The sequence below is a fragment of the Paenibacillus wynnii genome, from assembly GCF_030812855.1.
GTDB classification, from domain to species: Bacteria; Bacillota; Bacilli; order Paenibacillales; family Paenibacillaceae; genus Paenibacillus_AQ; species Paenibacillus_AQ wynnii_A.
The window spans coordinates 30,495-49,533 of the sequence record NZ_JAUSTK010000012.1; the positions used below are offsets into that span (position 1 = coordinate 30,495).

19 protein-coding genes are annotated in these 19,039 nt (G+C 42.1%); 12 read left to right on the forward strand and 7 right to left on the reverse strand.

Annotation, left to right across the window (positions count from 1 at the left end):
* The first annotated feature begins 389 nt into the window (after positions 1-389).
* The 3 genes from cptIN to J2T20_RS13555 all read left to right on the forward strand — a co-directional run bounded on the left by cptIN (position 390) and on the right by J2T20_RS13555 (position 3,858).
* On the forward strand, positions 390-956 hold the full coding sequence (cptIN, locus tag J2T20_RS13545) for a type III toxin-antitoxin system CptIN family toxin (protein WP_307589133.1): 567 nt from the start codon (positions 390-392) through the stop codon (positions 954-956).
* Between the two features lie 236 nt (positions 957-1,192).
* The gene (locus tag J2T20_RS13550) at positions 1,193-2,272 is read left to right on the forward strand and encodes an acyltransferase family protein (RefSeq protein WP_307589134.1); all 1,080 of its coding nucleotides are present in this window, start codon (positions 1,193-1,195) and stop codon (positions 2,270-2,272) included.
* Between the two features lie 473 nt (positions 2,273-2,745).
* Positions 2,746-3,858: an acyltransferase family protein gene (locus tag J2T20_RS13555; RefSeq protein ID WP_307589136.1), complete on the forward strand. Its 1,113-nt coding sequence runs from the start codon at positions 2,746-2,748 to the stop codon at positions 3,856-3,858.
* 414 nt (positions 3,859-4,272) lie between these two features.
* Here J2T20_RS13555 and sda read toward each other — a convergent pair whose 3' ends face one another.
* The 4 genes from sda to J2T20_RS13570 form a co-directional block, all read right to left on the reverse strand.
* The gene (sda, locus tag J2T20_RS13560) at positions 4,273-4,476 is read right to left on the reverse strand and encodes a sporulation histidine kinase inhibitor Sda (RefSeq protein ID WP_307589139.1); all 204 of its coding nucleotides are present in this window, start codon (positions 4,474-4,476) and stop codon (positions 4,273-4,275) included.
* Between the two features lie 1,007 nt (positions 4,477-5,483).
* Positions 5,484-5,819 carry a LytTR family DNA-binding domain-containing protein gene (locus J2T20_RS13565; protein ID WP_307589141.1) on the reverse strand — a complete coding sequence of 112 codons (336 nt, stop codon included), beginning with the start codon at positions 5,817-5,819 and terminating at the stop codon, positions 5,484-5,486.
* Positions 5,820-5,959: 140 nt separating this feature from the next.
* Positions 5,960-6,544, reverse strand: coding sequence for an accessory gene regulator ArgB-like protein (locus J2T20_RS25775; protein ID WP_373457797.1), 585 nt, complete (start codon positions 6,542-6,544; stop codon positions 5,960-5,962).
* On the reverse strand, positions 6,477-7,136 hold the full coding sequence (locus tag J2T20_RS13570; protein WP_307589143.1) for a hypothetical protein: 660 nt from the start codon (positions 7,134-7,136) through the stop codon (positions 6,477-6,479). The genes J2T20_RS25775 and J2T20_RS13570 overlap by 68 nt, the downstream gene beginning before the upstream one ends.
* A gap of 138 nt (positions 7,137-7,274) precedes the next feature.
* On the opposite strand from J2T20_RS13570, the gene J2T20_RS13575 reads away from it, so the two are divergent.
* The gene (locus J2T20_RS13575) at positions 7,275-7,802 is read left to right on the forward strand and encodes a DinB family protein (RefSeq protein WP_307589145.1); all 528 of its coding nucleotides are present in this window, start codon (positions 7,275-7,277) and stop codon (positions 7,800-7,802) included.
* 146 nt (positions 7,803-7,948) lie between these two features.
* On the opposite strand, the gene J2T20_RS13580 is transcribed toward J2T20_RS13575, so the two are convergent.
* Positions 7,949-8,518 carry a thymidine kinase gene (locus J2T20_RS13580; protein WP_307589289.1) on the reverse strand — a complete coding sequence of 190 codons (570 nt, stop codon included), beginning with the start codon at positions 8,516-8,518 and terminating at the stop codon, positions 7,949-7,951.
* Between the two features lie 193 nt (positions 8,519-8,711).
* Here J2T20_RS13580 and J2T20_RS13585 point away from each other — a divergent pair, with 193 nt between their 5' ends.
* From J2T20_RS13585 to J2T20_RS13595, 3 genes are all read left to right on the forward strand, one after another.
* Complete coding sequence (locus tag J2T20_RS13585) at positions 8,712-8,909, forward strand: hypothetical protein (protein WP_307589146.1); 198 nt, start codon at positions 8,712-8,714, stop codon at positions 8,907-8,909.
* A gap of 62 nt (positions 8,910-8,971) precedes the next feature.
* Positions 8,972-10,714: an ABC transporter ATP-binding protein gene (locus J2T20_RS13590; RefSeq protein WP_307589148.1), complete on the forward strand. Its 1,743-nt coding sequence runs from the start codon at positions 8,972-8,974 to the stop codon at positions 10,712-10,714.
* Complete coding sequence (locus J2T20_RS13595) at positions 10,707-12,539, forward strand: ABC transporter ATP-binding protein (protein ID WP_307589150.1); 1,833 nt, start codon at positions 10,707-10,709, stop codon at positions 12,537-12,539. Before J2T20_RS13590 ends, J2T20_RS13595 begins: the two co-directional genes overlap by 8 nt.
* Positions 12,540-12,581: 42 nt before the next feature.
* On the opposite strand, the gene J2T20_RS13600 is transcribed toward J2T20_RS13595, so the two are convergent.
* Entirely contained in the window at positions 12,582-12,887 is a 306-nt protein-coding gene (locus J2T20_RS13600) for a DUF2627 domain-containing protein (protein ID WP_307589152.1), read from the reverse strand.
* A gap of 167 nt (positions 12,888-13,054) precedes the next feature.
* Between J2T20_RS13600 and lpdA the strand changes: the two genes are divergently transcribed.
* From lpdA to lipB, 5 genes are all read left to right on the forward strand, one after another.
* The gene (lpdA, locus tag J2T20_RS13605; RefSeq protein WP_307589154.1) at positions 13,055-14,476 is read left to right on the forward strand and encodes a dihydrolipoyl dehydrogenase; all 1,422 of its coding nucleotides are present in this window, start codon (positions 13,055-13,057) and stop codon (positions 14,474-14,476) included.
* Positions 14,477-14,623: 147 nt separating this feature from the next.
* Positions 14,624-15,649 carry a thiamine pyrophosphate-dependent dehydrogenase E1 component subunit alpha gene (locus tag J2T20_RS13610; protein ID WP_307589156.1) on the forward strand — a complete coding sequence of 342 codons (1,026 nt, stop codon included), beginning with the start codon at positions 14,624-14,626 and terminating at the stop codon, positions 15,647-15,649.
* 3 nt (positions 15,650-15,652) lie between these two features.
* Positions 15,653-16,639, forward strand: coding sequence for an alpha-ketoacid dehydrogenase subunit beta (locus tag J2T20_RS13615; RefSeq protein ID WP_307589158.1), 987 nt, complete (start codon positions 15,653-15,655; stop codon positions 16,637-16,639).
* Positions 16,640-16,671: 32 nt separating this feature from the next.
* Complete coding sequence (locus J2T20_RS13620; protein WP_307589160.1) at positions 16,672-18,066, forward strand: dihydrolipoamide acetyltransferase family protein; 1,395 nt, start codon at positions 16,672-16,674, stop codon at positions 18,064-18,066.
* A 48-nt stretch (positions 18,067-18,114) separates the two neighbouring features.
* The gene (gene lipB, locus J2T20_RS13625) at positions 18,115-18,813 is read left to right on the forward strand and encodes a lipoyl(octanoyl) transferase LipB (protein WP_307589162.1); all 699 of its coding nucleotides are present in this window, start codon (positions 18,115-18,117) and stop codon (positions 18,811-18,813) included.
* Between the two features lie 52 nt (positions 18,814-18,865).
* Here the strand turns inward: lipB and prli42 are convergent, their stop codons facing one another.
* On the reverse strand, positions 18,866-18,967 hold the full coding sequence (gene prli42, locus J2T20_RS13630) for a stressosome-associated protein Prli42 (protein ID WP_157261254.1): 102 nt from the start codon (positions 18,965-18,967) through the stop codon (positions 18,866-18,868).
* Positions 18,968-19,039 lie beyond the last annotated feature (72 nt).

A 19,039-nucleotide genomic window follows, 5' to 3' on the forward strand; every position in this document is an offset into this window, starting at 1 on the left:
TCAGCATTTAATTGTAATGCTGATTCTTTTGTTAATTATTAGAAAAACGTAGCCAAATAAGTATTAATTCATGAAAAAATCGGAGTTAAGGGTTTTTTACACCCTTTTTTTGGGGGTAAGTCAAGGCTTAACTTTTAAATTTTTTCAATTATTCACTTGTGTTAAATGGGTTTTCATGGTACATTTTATTTGCAAGACAAGGTAGTCAAATAGTCAAATAGTCAAATAGTCAAATGTTCTCGCTAACCGATATGCGAACCATAAAAGGTCGGTGCTCAAATGTTCTCGCTAACCGATATGCGAACCATAAAAGGTCGGTGCTCAAATGTTTATTAAAGCTCTATCTTTAACGGGATAGGGCTTTAATTATGAAGGTGGCAGCTATACATATGGAAACAATAGTTGATGGGAACTTTTATTTTGTCCATGATAAGTATTTTATAGACTTTCCTGATAATAAGTTGATGTCAAATAAAGAGACAATAGCTGGAGTTGAGCATAATAGACCCTGCTTCTATTCCTTTGTTGATGTTAAAACGGGAATTAATTGGTTCATTCCTATATCTTCTCAGGTTAAAAAGTTTCAAGGTATTTATAATAAAAAAATCCTAGCTGGTAAAGTAGTTGATACTATTGTATTTGGTTTTGTTATGGGCAATAAAAAAGCATTTCTAATTCAAAATATGTTTCCAGTAACACAAAACTACATTTTTAATGAATACATAGACTCTGTTACTAAAGCCCCTGTGACAATCAATGAAAAATTAAAAAAGGAACTAAATTCAAAAGGAAAAAAAGTCTTGGGATTACATAGAAAAGGCATTTTTCTTATTTTCCCAGATGTGCTTAAAATCGAGACACAACTTCTTGATATACAAGTTGCAACACAACGCTTGGTAGATGAAGCAGCAATAAGTGTTGACATGAGCCCGTTTGTTCCTCGCATACTACCATAGTAAGCCATTTCAAGTCACTTCATACGTTGGAGTGGCTTTTTTGATGCGATAAATCATGTTAGACTCCTCAAAATGATACAAGTGAACAATGGGTCTATTCTAATGATCGTTATATTTAAAGGATATATATCGGTTTCCTCATAATCCAATATATATCCTTTTTCGTAAAAAATGTATAGGAATTTGATCTTCCATATTGTATAGTTCTTAATAGAGAACGATAGAGGAGGATTTTAATGATAAATACTTTAACTTCTTTCAGATTTTTTGCAGCATTAGCGGTTTTTCTTTTTCATAGCGGTGGAATTTATGGTCCTTATGGACTTGGCTCAGCAGGTGTACAATTCTTCTTCATATTATCAGGATTCATACTTACTTATACATACTACGGAAAGTTTGACCGGCTCAACAAGTCAGATGTTAAACATTTTTATAAAGCAAGGTTTGCAAAGATTTATCCTATGCACTTTCTTACATTTTTGTTAGCTATACCATGGGTATTAATGAACTTGAACCCAGATGGTTTATATATATTTATCGCAGGGATGGATTTGTTACTGCTGCAAAGTTATGTTCCAATTTCTGATGTGTATTTTAGTTTTAATAATGTATCGTGGACATTATCCGCAGAGGTTTTCTTTTACGCCATCTTCCCATTTATTTTGTATCTGTTTGGAAATAAAATTATAAAAAATATGAAAAAAACATCGGCAATACTAATTTTTAGTTGGATATTATTATTTTCTCTGCAATTATTACTTCCACAAGAAAAGGAAAATACACTCTTTGTATGGCTGCTTAACATATTTCCAGCAATGAGATCATTTGAATTTATTATAGGAATAGTATTAGGTTTACTGTTTCTTAAATTATCAAAGAAAAATTCAATTTTCACGTTTAAAGTAGCTAACATTTTGGAAATAGGATGCTTGGCTGTATTGGCTGTCTTATTATTTATATCCAAATCCTTGCCGCTTCCTAATTTGAAGGGACTTTATTTCACTCCAATTTGGACCCTGATTATTTTTGTTTTTGCTTATAATAAAGGAGTCATTTCAAAGATAATTTCCCACAAGTATTTTGTGTATTTAGGTCAAATTAGTTTTTCATTTTATATGATCCATCTCTTAGTCTTGTTGTATATGAGGAACGTTACTACAGGTCCTGTACCCAGTTACATTGTTTCACTGATAATTACATTAGTTCTTAGCTCATTAGCATTCAAATTCTATGAAGAACCGATGCGTAAATTAATTAAATACAGAAAGAAAAAAGAAGTTGCTCAAAACAAACCATTCGCTGTAGACGTATCTTAATTATGGAGTCATGTTATACTTGGTAATATTGTTTTGTTTGTTGTTGAACATGTATTGACATAACTAAGTGGGACGGTGCTGTAGGCATGGCTAGGGTTTATTCAGATCAATTTATAGAGAATGTTAAGCTTGAATTATTGGATAGATTGGGATTAAAGAAGGTTTATTTTGTTAAACAAATGCATGATGATCTAATCTACGATGCGTTGGGATTTGAGAAAGGCTCTGAACATAAATTTCGTGTTAGGCCAGCGACGGGCATGATCGATGAGTTTGTTCTAAATAAATGGATGAGAGTACATAACTTTAAAATTAAAAGTACCAATAATTAAACATTTTGATGAGCCTATGAGAATCCTCTAGGCTTTTTTTGTATAGACTAATAAAATCGATCATGCCTGTGAATTTATCCACATCGTGCCATTGGATTATATTGTATACTGTTCTCAATAAAGAACCAAGGAGGGTGAAAATTGTTAAGACCACTAACTTCATTTAGATTTTTAGCTGCTTTATTGGTATTTCTCTTTCATACTGGAGGAATATTCGTGGTTTATGGATTGGGTTCTGCTGGTGTTCAATTCTTTTTTGTTCTTTCTGGATTTATACTCGCTTACACCTACCAAACAAAATTAAATGTTTTGAATAAAGAAAATATACGACGTTTCTATTTAGCTAGATTTGCAAAAATTTATCCGGTTCATCTATTGACCTTTTTATTAGCAACACCGTTAGTGTTAATTTATTTTGATCCTGAAGGGCTGTATGCGATCAAATTGGCTATTATGTCGGGTATTAACTTATTTCTAGTTCAGAGCTACATACCGATTTCCAGCGTGTACTTTAATTTTAACAGCGTCTCTTGGACATTATCGGTGGAGGCCTTTTTTTATTTGATTTTTCCATTTCTTCTTTATGGGTTAAAAAGATTTAATATATTTAAAAATACAAAAGTAATCCTGTCTCTACTGACCTTAGTGTGGGCGGGTTTATTCATCTTAAACTTGATTCTGACGCAAGAAAATAAAATATTTGTCTGGGCTCTAAATATATTTCCAGCAACAAGAGCTTTTGAATTTATGGTGGGAGTTGTTTTAGGACTGATATTTATTAAAAGGTCTGATCAGAGTAAACCGGGAAAGGAACTGTCGTCTAATCTTAAGGAGTTAGGATGCCTGATACTAATTTCTACATTTATTATGCTGTCTGGGGTGCTGGAACTTCCCAATATGAGAGGTTTGTTTTTTGTGCCTGCATGGGGGCTGTTAATATATACATTTGCTTTCCAGAAGGGTGTCTTTTCAAGAATATTGTCTAATAAATACTTAGTATATCTAGGTGAGATTAGTTTTTCCTTTTATATGATTCATGCACTAGCGTTGAGTTATGTAGATTATATGCATTTTAGCTTATGGCTGAGTCACACCTTATCTTTTATAATTGCCCTTGTGTTGAGCTCGATCATTTTTAAGTACTACGAGGAACCTTTACGTAAGAAAATTCGTTTTGGATTTGGAAATGCTGCAACACAGAATGAAGGAAAGTTACAGAACATTCATCCTGATCGTAATGCAGAAGCAATATAATACACGGATAATACATAGGTCAGATTACGAGAAAAAAGGAAGAGCAGCGAGCTGCTCTTCCTTTTTAAATAATTGTATGCGATTAATGAGTTCTTAGGTTCACTTTATAGAGGCCGTGAGCAGGAGAGAGATGACTTTAACCGCCTCTGCACGGGTAGCTGTGGCCTTGGGAGCGAAGGTTCCGTCGTACGGCCGGCGATTATGCCTTTGTCTACAATGACCGCTACAGCGGACTGTGCCCAAGTTGCGCAAATTTGAGACTTTTCTCCCTAAATTCAAATTAAAAAAGACAGATCAATGATCTGCCCCCTGGAGTGTATGGATATTATATACAATTGAACAGTCCGCACCAAATTCCATAGAGGACTAATAAATTACGCTATAGGTTGTAACAAGCTGTAGTCTAACACAATTCTATTCTTTCACTTCTTTGTTGAGATCTTCGAGTTGTTCTTTAAGAAATGGGATATTTCTTCCTGCCAAAACACTTTCAATAATCTGAATAAAATCTGGGGAAGCCTTAGCCTGCACCGCCAATTCAAAAATGTTCAATAGTTGCTCGTCGGTTAACAATTCAAGAGAAGAGGGGCGAGGCGAAGGATGGAATTGATAATTCATTAGTTCCCTCCATATGCTATTATGTAATTTTAATATACATCCTTTCCAAATGGTACCATTTATGAGGCGCTCTGTCTCCTATCATTCATCTTCTGAATTTTTCTTTACAAATGATGGATAACATGGGACAATGATTAATTTCCATAAAAAAAGGCTCAACACTAAAATCAGTGCTTGACAGGTGATGAGAAGGACAGGAATCCGTTACGCCCAATAGAACGTTTTGGCGAACGGGTGATTCGCGGCTTCGGTGATTTAGAGGTAAAGAACAAACTAAACGAGATGTTTGAAGCGCGATACCCGGTGCAGGAAGAAACAACCTATTCCCCTTGTAGTTAGGGGAGGGATTCCTCCGCCCCAAACTACAACCACACCTACAAACCACACCCGAGAAACTAGTATCTACTCTCATACACAAACTTCTTGATCCTACCGAAAACTCGGAGGTAGTCAGAGTAATAGATGTATTTTATACACTTATTTCTAGCTTTTGGCGCTCGGATGTATGGATAGATGTACGTTGTGCAACTAAAAACACGAATATGCCGGTTAAACCCCGGAATACCCAAAAATAAGTGTATAAAGTGCAATTAAACATCCAAAAGTGTGCTAAGGGAGAAATATAAGTGTACGTTGTGCAACTATATATATTGAAACCCATGTAGATAGACGATTTGCCGTATTTGTCGGGGATACCTGGGGAGATACTTCTATTCTCATGCACAAACTTCTTGACGCTACCTCTTTGGGGCGGTATGGGTAAGATTATAGGGATATTTCCCCTTAAACTCAAATTCATGGCATTTCGGTCGGTAATAGCGGGCATTTTCCTCTCTAATTCGACGAAGGACTGGTCCGCAACCCGGATTCGGCTACCTGTATGGCGTAGTTGCCACAAACCCGGTGAAACATCAGGCGAGGTTAGAACGAAATCGTTCCAGGCATAGTGATGAAAACGGAAAGTCAAGCACTGATTTCGAGATAGAGCCTAAAAAAAAGCACGACTTTTAATTAGCCGGGCTTTTTTTTCTTGCCGTTAAGTATTTTTTTATACGTAAGTCATTTGATTCCGAGACTGTTGTAAATTGCGAACCATTATTAAAAGAAACAATCTTTCGTACAGAATCATAATCATCAATATTATGGATATTGACTACGTTACTTCGATCAAGACGTTCGAATCCTTTACTCCCATAAGCACAAAAAATATCAGAAAGAGTGGTGGGGAGAACAAATTCGCCTTCTTTCGTGTGGACGAATATTGTATTTTTATAATTAGAGAAGTACAATATTTCCTCTTCCTGGATATCCCAGGAAGAGCCGTCGTGATGTAGAACACGCATGTTTTCCCCATCCTTGTTCAATTACTTCTGTAATTCTTTTGGTGCTTCTGGGCTATGAAACGCGAACTTCATAATAGATACAAAAAAACGAGCAGATGCTGAAAGAGCAGCAGAAGCGTGTTTTGCAACAGATTTCTTCATTATTTCCCCCTCCTTTTCCATGGGATTACTGTTAAAGACTGGACAAAAAATGCCAGTCCGATGACAGACGAATTTATAATAAAATTAAAACTAACTAATAGAATTGAAGCTAGTTTTAGGTGGGGGAAAAATCTGAGAGGAATTTGAGCATTTTTATCTGGATTGGGTGCAAAGAGCAACATAATTATGAAGCTGATAGTATTTATTACTAAAACTATCCCTCCTCTAAAGTTGAGGAAATATGGAGTTAGAGTACACAGTAAAATGGTAACCACATTACAAGCAGACGCAGTTTTTAGATGAAAACCTCCAGAACATATGCGCAATATGGATAGACTCACAAAAAATAACATAGTATCCACTAAGTTATCAAGCAGCAAGCCTATAAGTGCAGATCCTGACAATATTAGCAATGTATTTAAAATTATATTCAAGGAGTATTGCATGATTTCAATGGAACTGGTTTCTTCCGGATTTGCTCGTTTAATTGAAACTGATATTTTATTTGCGAGATGATTAATAATCATGTTTATCATGGTCCTTTTTATTGGAGAGATATAAATATCCAAACAATAGAACTGCATAAAATATAGGTATCAATGAGAAAAATTCAAATAAATGCTTGGCAGAAAATAACATAAACAATGTAAAAAATGGGGAAGGCAAAGTTAAAATAAACATAATTTTGTCGCGGCTGCTGATGTTAATGCTCCCATCAGGCTTGTCTGGGACAAAATCAAATCCCTTCCTCTTTTTTCCTATATAATAACCAATATATAAAGTTATTATCGAGGAAATGAACTGTAAAAGATATGTTCCAAAAGATAATATAGGATACTGAAGTTCATAGATACCTGACATTTTCATCAATAAATAAAGAACGGATTGAATTAACAAAAAAGCCTGATAAGCCATGGCCGTCATTATTGTTGCATAGAATACTTGGATTCTAAACAAAAGCCAAAAAAAACAAAAGACTAGTATGTACTGTAATAAGACATCAACATCGGGTGAATTATAATTATTGCGGAGGACGTAAGAGAATCCCCCCATGATCATACTGGCAAATATAATTTCTTTTTCATACAGATCAATCTTAAAAATCTTGAAGGCTAGAAAAAATAAAGCACAACTTTCCAACACGGAAAATAACATGAAGAGCAAAAAATCCAACAATGCATACACTCCCGATGAACCGATTAATTTATTCTTAATCTTGCGAATATTATACCTAATGATATAAAATTCAACAACAGGAAATGCCACTTTTCACCAAATATTTCTTAAAATTTGTAAATGGAGGGGATTTCGACCATGGAACAGCGGCCAAATCGTAATGAATATGGAGACTTTTATGCTGATTATATCTCGTTAGTGCCAGAGAACGGTGAATTGGTTACTATTTTTAGAGAGCAGTCACAAGCGATATTTGCTTTTTTGGGAGAATTAAGTGAAGTGCAGGGGGAATACCGCTATGCATCAGAGAAATGGAATATCAAGCAGATCATTGGACATCTGATAGATAATGACCGCATTATTTCTTACCGTCTGTTAAGAATTGCCCGAGGAGATAAGACTCCGCTTGCTGGGTATGAGGAAAATGACTATGTGGATTCCGGTTGCTTTGACAGGTTCACTCTGAAACAGATGGTTGATCATTATAAATTGGTTCGTGAATCGACACTGGTATTGCTGGAAAGTCTGCCTCAGGAGGCCGGGATCCGGACGGGAACCGCTAATGACTCATTGATTTCTGTGAGAGCATTGATATGTGTACTGATTGGTCATGTGATTCATCATTTGAACGTGATTCATGAGCGGTATTTGAATAGGGAGGTGTAGCATATGCGCTTATTAAAAGGTATATTTCGCTTCTTTGTACCGGCAGAAAGAACCTTGCTGTTCACAACGTTTGACCAGGCACAATATTATAAAATAAAAAAAGCATTCCCCCGATTGATTCGGCTGCGGAATGCTTTCTTTTGTCATTATAGAGGCGGGTTCTTGTGGCATTTACGGCAGACGGGATAATAGGCTTCATTTCCGCCGATTTGAATTTGCTTACCGCTGTAAACCGGCTTACCGTTCTCCACACGCAGGGCCATAGTGGCTTTGCGTTCGCAGAACCAGCATATAGTCTTCATTTCTTCGATTTTATCTGCGTAAATCAACATATATTTGCTTCCCTCAAAAAGGTTGTTCTGAAAATCATTTTTGAGTCCGAAGGCCATTACTGGAATATTTAGCTCATCTACGATACGGACCAACTGAAGAATGCTGTCGCGATTCAAGAATTGGCATTCATCAATCAGTACACAATGAGGTTTTGGTTGGTGGTTGCTGACAATGCTGTATATGTCCGTCTTTTCGTCTATGGCTCTAGCTTGTTTGCGTAGTCCTATTCGGGAAGAGACATAACCAATTTCATCTCTGTCATCCAGAGAAGAGGTGAAAATAAGAACAGATTTGCCTTGTTCCTCATAATTATGGGCTACCTTTAGAATTTCTATAGATTTGCCGCTGTTCATTGCTCCGTATCTAAAAAACAACTGTGCCACTGTCCATCGGTCCTTTCCAAATGACAAAATAATAGCTATCTCCAAAAGGCGACCTTATTACAGTATCATATTCCTGACACCGTAAGCCAGCAAAAACATGTTATATGAGGCAACTTAAAAACTTCTTTCCTGGAGATGGTATAATAAAGCTCAATGAATGGTAAGAAAGGGAGTAATTACGGTGGTAGATAAGGTGAGTCAATACAAAAAACGCATCGATTCTTTAATAGAAGATGAAAAGTTATCCCCGGAGGTGCAGGCGTTACTTACGGATATGATGACTGATTTAACAGAAGTAGCCCGTAGTAACAAAGCACTCCGAAGAGCCGCTGTGAAGTCTGCGCAGTCCTCAATGATGTCGAGCCGTTTGCGGGATGCGCTGCAAGAGTAATGGTATTGGGTATTAATATATAACAAATTACGGAGAGTTGGTTGTCCGGTCGGAGGTAAGGTATGAGCTTGATTTCTGCTTACTTGAAAAAATACCGTGTGGCAGCAGTCGCCGCACTAGTTATGATGCTAATTGAACTGGCTGTGGAGCTGTCACAACCTCTTTTGATCTCCAAAATTATTGATGAAGGTATTAAGGGCAGGGACCCTTCTGTGGTGTGGATGTGGGGCGGCGTTTTAATAGGAAGCGCTTTAATTGCATTTATCGCCGGGATCTTAAGTTCCTTTTTTGCATCGCATACCAGTCAGGGCTTCGCTTTTGATCTAAGGGACAAGCTGTATGAGAGAGTGCAATCTTTTACTTATGAAATATTCAACCGTTTTGCTGCTTCTTCTCTAATTACACGGCTCACCAGTGATGTTTCCCAATTGCAGGATACGATATTTATGAGTTTGCGTTTTATGACGCGTGTACCGCTTGTAGTTATGGGCAGTGTGATCATGGCGCTGGTTGTGCATGTAAAGCTTGGATTAATCCTCACGTTGACGGTTCCTGTCTTGGCCGTATTTCTATATTGGGTGATGAAACGAGCATCCTTATTGTTCCGAAATGTTCAAGCCCGTCTGGATGGTGTCAACGGGGTCATTCAGGAAAATTTGACAGGGATACGGTTAATCCGTGTGTTTGTGCGTATGAGTCATGAAATTGGCCGTTTTGCTGGCTTTAGCGAAAACCTGATGAGAACGACAATCTCTGCACTAAGGTTAACAGAAACAACGATGCCCTTTATTTTGCTAATCGTGAATGCAGGGATATTAGCTGTGCTTTGGTTTGGCCGACTGGAGATTTCTACGGGTGACGCTACCCTGGGTGAAACGATTGCGGTAATCAACTACTCTCTGCGCACCATTGGTGCATTGTCGGCCCTATCCTGGATCGTAGTTACCTTTTCCAGAGCCCGGGCTTCCTTGCAGCGTATTGAAGATGTATTCGCCGAGGGAACGTCTATACCTGACACAAGTAGTAGTTCTGAGAAGACATCATTAATTCACAGTAAACCGATTCAGGGCAGGGTTGAATTTGTGAAGGTTGGCTTTTGCTATCCTGGCAGTGATATTTCTGTTCTTGAGAATATCTCCTTTACAGTTTCCCCGGGGGAGCGGGTTGCTATTATGGGTTCCACCGGCTCTGGGAAATCCTCGCTTGTTGGACTTATTCCACGTTTGTACGAAGAAAACTCAGGGGCTATACGAATTGACGAAATAGATACCCGCGAAATGGATATTTCAAGGCTGCGCCATGCCATTGGCTATGTTCCACAGGAAGTGCTGCTCTTTACAGGAACGGTAAGGGAGAACATTGCGTGGGGGGATGAGAATGCGACCCTGGAACAGATCCAGAAGGCTGCTGTAGCGGCACAAATTCATGAGACCATACAAGGATTACCTGATGGATACGAGACAAAGCTTGGACAGAGGGGTGTTAACCTGTCGGGCGGTCAAAAACAGCGTCTAACCATAGCCAGGGCTCTTGTGAGAAATCCGTCCATACTCATTCTTGATGACAGTACCAGTGCATTGGATGCAGTAACTGAAGGTGCTTTGTTGGAGGCTCTGAAGGAAATGTCCTGTACCACGTTTTTGATTACCCAGAAGATCAGTTCTACAGCATCGGCGGATTTAATTCTTTTGCTGGATGAGGGACGATTAATTGGAAGCGGCAATCATAAGGAACTGATGGTAAGCTCTGAACTGTATCGAACCATCTACAAATCACAATTGGGGGAGGAGGTTCAGCATGTTTAAAGCATTACTTGAACCCTTTCGTCACCCTCGACCGGTAATTACACTTGCAGAAGGCAAGATAGGGCTTGCAACGGGACGCAAACCGAAATCTAAGGCTAAAGATTGGTCGGGTACACTGAAGAGAATATGGAATTACCTTGCTAAGCGAAAGGTGAAATTGGCTCTTGTTCTGTTCATGGTTGTGCTAAGTTCACTGCTCTCATTGCTCGGCCCTTATCTGGTCGGTGTAGCCGTGGATGATTTCTTGGAGGGGACGGGAGGAAAGTTGTGGGGTGTCTTTTTAATTGGACTGTCCCTGGTATATATCTTCAATTCACTGACTTCCTGGCTGCAAAATATCTGGATGATCGAGATCGCTCAGGAGACCGTATACCGAATGCGTACGGAGTTGTTCTCCCATTTGATTAAATTGCCTATCTCATTCTTCAACCGCCGCCAGCAGGGTGAGATTATGAGCCGGCTTACCAATGACATTGAAAATATAAGCTCTACGTTTAATAGCTCCGCTATCCAGATTTTTTCGAGTATTTTGACGCTTGTAGGTACAGTTTCCGTAATGCTGTGGCTTAGCCCTATATTAACCTTGCTTACGTTTATTGTCGTCCCTTTGATGGCTTTTGGCATGCGCTGGATTACCCGGCGGACGGGTCCGCTATTCAAGGAACGGCAGAAGAATATGGGGGAACTTAACGGCTATATTGAAGAAACTTTATCTGGGCAGCGTATTATTAAAGCCTTTTCGCAGGAAGAACGTGTGATAACGGGTTTTCGTGAACGGAACGAACGGATTATGCTGTCAGGCTACTGGGCGCAGGCGATCTCCGGTTTTATTCCGAAGCTGATGAATGGACTGAACAATTTAAGCTTTGCGATTGTCGCTGGGGTAGGGGGAATCTTGGCGATTAACGGCTCCATTACGGTTGGAGTAATTATCGTATTTGTGGAATACACGCGTCAGTTCACCCGTCCGCTAAATGATTTGGCGAATCAGTGGAACAGTCTGCTGTCAGCGATTGCCGGTGCTGAGCGGGTGTTCGAGGTTCTGGATGAAGAAACCGAAGCGAAGGATGAGGGGGCGGCCAAAACACTGGAGACCGTGGAAGGAGAAGTGGAATTCTCCGGAGTATCCTTTTCCTATGACGAAGCAGGAGATACGCTCCAAGACATTAGTTTTATGGCTAAGCCTGGGGAGATGATTGCTTTGGTGGGTCCTACCGGAGCCGGGAAAACTACAGTAATCGGGTTGTTATCCCGCTTCTATAACCCGCATAAGGGGCAGATTACCATTGATGGACATGATATTACCTCTATTCGCCGCGAAAGTCTCCGAGGACATATGGCATTTGTACTGCAGGATACTTTCTTATTTAAGGGTAGTATTCGCGATAACATCCGTTACGGAAGATTGGATGCTACGGACGAAGAGGTCGAGGAGGCTGCCAAGCTGGCCAATGCCCATTCTTTCATCATGCGGATGCCGGATGGTTATGAACGTATGCTGGCGACAGACGGAAGCGGCATTAGCCAAGGTCAAAAACAACTGTTAGCGATTGCCCGAGCCATTCTGGCTGACCCGGCCATGCTGATTCTTGATGAAGCAACCAGCAGTATCGATACGGTTACGGAGATCAAGATTCAGGAAGGTTTGCAAGCGCTTATGAAGGGCCGTACCAGCTTTGTGATTGCCCATCGATTAAATACCATCCGATCGGCTGACCGTATTCTCGTTCTTCAAGGGGGTCACTTACTTCAGCAGGGATCCCACGCGGAACTTCTTCGTCAGGGCGGGTTATATAGTGAATTGGTAGCAGGCGGCGCAAAATAAAAAAAGAACAGCCTTCCCTTAAGGGAGGCTGTTTGTCAGGATTTATGAGGTTGTCTTAGGCGGCTGAGTTTGTGTAGGTTTCTTTTTCTCCTTAAACCGAGGACCGACATAGTTGCGCTTGCGGTCACGGGTAAGAATCCAACCGCCAAGAAAAGCCATTCCAGCTGCGAAGAGGAGCAGTCCTCCTCCGAAATGAAGCCAGGCAAATACTGGGGTTGCCGTATCATCTCCGTGCATGGATATATAATTATAAACATCGTCCTTCATCATGATAAAGCCCTTCATGGCAAACAGGCCGGGAATAACGAGAATTAGAATGGCAATAAAGCGTGTAATTAGCAGTTTCATAAGAATTCTACCCTCCTGAGCCCTTTTCATTTCAATTAATGATAACGCTTAAGCCCTCAATTGTCCATTTGGCTATGACATTTATAGGTTTTGTAATGTGGGAAAAAGAGAGTACAATAGGGTACGTTAAGTTGAACTTATGTGTAATTATTGGAGGGATACCTATCATGACAATTTCATGTGATGTGGCGATACTAGGCGGAGGAACAGGTGGATATGTGGCAGCGATTCGTGCCGCACAGCTGGGGAAGTCAGTCGTCATAATAGAAATGGATAAATTAGGCGGGACATGTCTGCATCGAGGATGCATTCCGAGCAAATCCCTTCTGCGCAGTGCAGAGGTATTTGCTGAAATTAATGAGAGTGAGAGCTATGGAATTGAGACTTCCGGCGTAAAGCTGGTTTTCCCGAAAGTGCAGCAGCGCAAGGAAGCGGTTGTTGAGCAGCTTCATCAAGGCGTGCAATACTTGATGCGGAAAAATAAGATTCAAGTAGTAAAAGGGAAAGGCCGTGTTATTGGTCCTTCCATCTTCTCGCCGCGAAGCGGTGCAGTAGCTGTTGAGCTGGAGGATGGAGAGATGGAGACCGTTGTTTCCAGCCATTTAATCATTGCTACAGGCTCACGTCCGCGTGTTATTCCCGGACTTAAACCGGATGGAAAAGCGATCTTCAGCAGTGAAGAAGCTTTGAAGATGGAAGAACTGCCCTCCTCCATGATTATTCTTGGCGGCGGAGTCATCGGTGTGGAATGGGCGTCGATGCTGGCAGATTTTGGTGTCGAGGTTACCGTTGTTGAAGCCGAAGAACAATTGCTCCCGTTCGAGGATGCAGAGGTGGCTAAAGAGCTTCTTCGACTTTTGAAAAAGCGCGGTGTTAAAGTGCTGACAGGTACGAGGGTTGATACTAACAGCTGTAACGTAACCGAGGATGGAGTTACTCTGGAGGCTCAAAAAGGGGAACAAAGCCAAACGCTATCAGCAGAGAAGTTGTTGGTTTCTGTAGGAAGACAAGCTAATATCGAAAATATCGGTCTGGAAAATACAGACATTCGGTTTGAGAAGGGCATTATATCTGTGAATGATAATATGCAGACGAATGAGCCTCATATCTATGCTATCGGCGATTGTATAGGAGGCCTTCAACTGGCGCATGCAGCCAGTCATGAGGGGATAAGAGCGGTGAACCATTTGGCGGGCGAACAACTTCATCCGTATCATACCCATCTGGTCCCTCGCTGTGTCTATTCTCGACCGGAGGTTGCCAGTGTGGGTTATCCTGAGAAAGAGGCAAAGGCACTGGGGCATGATGTAGTAACAGGCAAGTTCCCTTTCTCCGCTATCGGCAAAGCGATTGTATACGGTATGAAAGATGGTTTTGTGAAAGTAGTAGCAGATCGCAGCACAGGTGATATTCTCGGTGTACAGATGATTGGCCCGCATGTTACCGATCTTATCGGTGAAGCGGCGTTAGCTCAGATCTTGGATGCAACTCCTTGGGAAGTCGGCGAGGCTATTCATGCCCATCCAACGCTATCCGAGATTATCGGTGAGGCGATGCTGGCTGTGGATGGAAAAGCTATCGGCATGTGAGCTAAAGAGCATTTCTTTTTGCTTGTAAAGGGATTATAATAAACTCAAGCCAAGTCTTAGTACCAGGTTTTAAGATCAAGTCCGCATTCGTTGGATTTCTCTGCTGGAACAAGGCTTGAGGCTTTATGAATAAGGAGGTACCTCTCTATGGAATCACAAGGTACTGTAGAAACCATTAACAGACACACACAGCTTGGACTTAGCGACGGTCAGGTCATAGACATGTACAGATATATGCTGCTCGCCCGTAAATACGACGAGCGTAGTCTGCTGCTTCAGCGGGCTGGCAAAATTAATTTCCATGTCTCCGGTATTGGCCAGGAGGCTGGGCAGGTTGCAGCAGCATTTGCGCTGGACCGCCAGAATGATTATTTTTTACCTTATTACCGTGATTATGCGTTCGTATTATCCGTTGGTATGACTACACGGGAGTTGATGCTGTCGGTATTTGCCAAAGCAGAGGACCCTAACAGCGGCGGACGGCAAATGCCGGGCCATTTTGGTAGCAAGAGACTGCGTATTGTGACCGGATCCAGTCCGGTGACTACGCAAGTTCCGCATGCCGTAGGGTTTGCGCTGGCGGCCAAAATGCAGAAGAAAAAGTTTGTTTCCTTTGTTACCTTTGGCGAAGGTTCCAGTAACCAAGGGGATTTTCACGAAGCCTGCAATTTCGCCGGTGTGAACAAGCTCCCCGTGATTATCATGTGTCAGAATAATCAATACGCGATCTCTATTCCTGCCCATCGTCAGCTTGGCGGCAAGATTAGCGACCGAGCACTCGGCTACGGGTTTCCGGGAATACGTGTGGATGGAAATGATCCGCTGGAGGTCTACCGTGTTGTAAAAGAAGCACGTGAGCGTGCATTGGCCGGTGAAGGCCCAACACTGATTGAGGCGATGATGTACCGTCTGTCCCCACACTCTACTTCCGATAATGATTTGGCTTACCGCACTCAGGAAGAAATAGATGAGAATTGGAAAAAAGACGGTGTGGCAGGCTTCCGCAACTACCTGATCAACTTGGGACTCTGGAGTGATGAACAGGAACGCGATATGATTGCCGAGTGCAATCTCGAACTGAAAGAGGCTATTGAATACGCCGACAATGCGCCGTTCCCGAAACCGGAAGATACGCTGCTGCATGTGTACAGCGAGTCCAAGGGAGGAGCGTAAAGTATGGCTATTATGGAATATATTGATGCGATTCGGTTGGCGATGAAGGAAGAAATGGAACGGGATGAATCCGTATTTATTCTTGGAGAAGATGTCGGGGTTAAAGGCGGTGTGTTCACAACCACCAAGGGACTTCAGGATCAGTTCGGCGCAGAGCGTGTACTGGATACACCTTTGGCAGAATCGGCTATTGCCGGCGTAGCTATTGGTGCTGCCATGTACGGAATGAAGCCTATTGCTGAAATGCAGTATTCTGATTTCATGCTCCCGGCAACCAATCAAATTATCAGTGAAGCGGCCAAAATCCGCTACCGCTCCAATAACGACTGGAGTTGTCCTATTGTTATCCGGGCACCGATTGGCGGAGGTATTTTTGGGGGGCTTTATCACTCCCAATGTCCGGAATCCATATTCTTTGGTACGCCGGGTCTCAAGATTGTAGCTCCTTATTCGGCAGCTGATGCCAAAGGTCTCCTGAAATCGGCTGTACGCGATCCTGATCCGGTCTTGTTCTTCGAGAACAAGAAATGTTACAAATTAATCAAGGAAGATGTGCCCGAAGGAGAATATACGGTACCTATCGGTGAAGCAAACCTGCTTCGTGAAGGAAGCGACATTACGGTTATCGGCTACAGTCTGCCGCTGCATTTTGCCATGCAGGCTGCAGAAGAGCTGGAGCGTGAGGAAGGCATTACCGCTCACATTCTTGATCTTCGTACACTGCAACCGCTTGACCGTGAAGCTATAATTGCTGCCGCTCGCCAGACCGGGAAGGTCCTTATAGTGCATGAGGATAACAAGACAGGGGGCATAGGCGGGGAAGTAGCAGCGATTATTGCCGAACATTGCCTGTTCGAATTGGACGCACCGATCTTCCGTCTCTGTGGTCCTGATGTGCCGGCGATGCCGATCAGTCCGCCGATGGAGAAGTTCTTTATGCTTAGCAAAGATAAGGTAAAGGCGGAAATGCTTCGGCTGGCCCAATACTAGGATATTCTCGTAAACCTTTAAGGAGTGAAATTATGTCTGACAACCAAAAGTTGATCGATGTGACCATGCCTCAACTGGCAGAGTCTCTGGTATCGGCAACGATCGGCAAATGGCTGAAAAAACCGGGTGACCCGGTGGAACAATATGAGCCGTTGTGTGAGGTCATTACAGATAAAGTAAATGCAGAGCTTCCTTCCACAATCGATGGGATTATGGGAGAGCTTTTGGCCGAGGAAGGCCAGACGGTTAATGTAGGTGAAGTGATCTGTCAAATCGTTGTACCTGCAGCCCCTTCGAATACAGTCGATCCTGCGGTACAAAAAGCTACATCAAGTCCTGCTACTGCAATCAACGGCCAAGCTGTACCGCAGGCTTCGGGAGTGAGCGCAGCGGGTCAAGCTGCAGATGCCGATGCTCCAATGCGTTCCCGGTATTCACCCGCTGTACAGACGTTGGCTGCGGAACATCAAATTGATCTAAAGGCTGTATCCGGTACCGGCAACGGAGGTCGTATCACTCGCAAAGATGTGCTGGCCTATCTTGCTGCCGGCGGATCCGCTTCGAGCGTTCCTATGCAGAAATCGGAACCAGCGCTTAAGCAGGAGCCGATCGTTCGGGCAACACTGCCTGAGATAGAAGAGGATATTCAACCTGTGCGGAATTCCGGCCTTCATTTCAGTGAGTCCCCGCGCATCCCGACCATTGAGGTGGAAGGCGGCCGAGGCAGCAGCTCAGAGTATTTAATTGATGTAACGCCGATTCGCAACACCATCGCATCACGGATGCGTCAAAGTGTCACCGAAATTCCACATGCTTGGACTATGATTGAAGTGGATGTCACGAATCTTGTTATGCTTCGGAACAAGCTTAAGGATGAGTTCAAGCGCAAAGAGGGCATTAATCTTACTTATCTTGCCTTTTTAATGAAGGCTGTTGTGAGTGCCATTAAAGACTATCCAATTATGAACTCTGTCTGGGCTGTTGATAAAATTATCGTCAAACGTGATATTAATATATCCCTTGCAGTAGGTACCGAGGACTCGGTAATGACTCCTGTCATTAAGAATGCTGATCAGAAGAATGTAGCTGGGTTAGCACGTGAGATTGATGAGCTTGCATTTAAGACTCGTGAGGGTAAGCTGCGTCTAGATGATATGCAGGGCGGAACATTTACTGTCAATAATACAGGATCCTTTGGTTCCATTCTTTCTTATCCAATCATTAACTATCCGCAAGCGGCGATTGTTACCTTCGAGTCTATTGTGAAGAAGCCTGTAGTTATTAACGATATGATCGCTGTGCGTTCCATGGCGAATATCTGTCTGTCTCTGGATCACCGAATTCTGGATGGGGTTATAAGCGGACGATTCCTGCAAAGAGTTAAGGAAAATGTAGAAGGTTATACACCAGATACTAAGCTGTACTAAATGATCTGGAAGCAAGGTAAGATACTCGGGAAAAGGGGATGTGTAGGCATGAGCATCACGAACGCACGTAAGCTGGCCATTTCGTATACCCCTTTGATGGAATACGGCAAGGCCTGGGAGCTCCAAAAAAAAGCTGTACAGGCTATTGATTCGGGTGACGAACCGGAGAGTCTCATCCTTTTGCAGCATCCGCCTACGTATACGATTGGTTCACAGAACCATCCCGAGCATCTCCTCCTAAATAGCGAGCAGCTCAAAGAACAAGGTATTGCGTTGTTTGAAATTGATCGCGGAGGAGATATTACATATCATGGACCGGGTCAGCTGGTGGGCTATCCACTATTGCGGATTGGGGAAGATGGAAAGGTGAATCTGCACGGATATCTGCGTGACCTTGAACAGGTTATTATAGATTATCTGGCATCCTACGGTATCGAAGGTGATCGCAAGCCGGAATACACAGGCGTTTGGGTTGGTGATAAAAAGATATGTGCGATCGGAATCAAGTTTAACAAAAGCCGATTTCGCAAGGGATTTGTTACCAGTCACGGTTTTGCCTTTAATATCAGCGCAGGCATATCTGAAAAAGGTTTTCAAGGCATTATTCCCTGCGGTATTGCCCAGTTTGGTGTAACTTCACTTGAGGAGTGTACAGGAAAAAGCCTGGATATCGAAAAGATTGCCCGTGAGCTGATCCCATATTTTCTGAGTCGATTTGCTTATGAGGAAATACTCGGGGATTCTTAACATAACAAATAGCAGCCTGGATCATCCGGGCTGCTATTATTAGCTTGTAGCTTTAACCTACAAGGAACGGCTCGATCACAATAAGCAGGGTAGAAGCGATCATGGCGATCAGCATCACGTAAATGAGTATGCGAAACCATTTTTTACGTTGCATGAGTGACTCCTTTGGAATTAGTTTAAGTTATGGACATAAGCATTTGTTAACGCAGTACAACTATTGTAACGT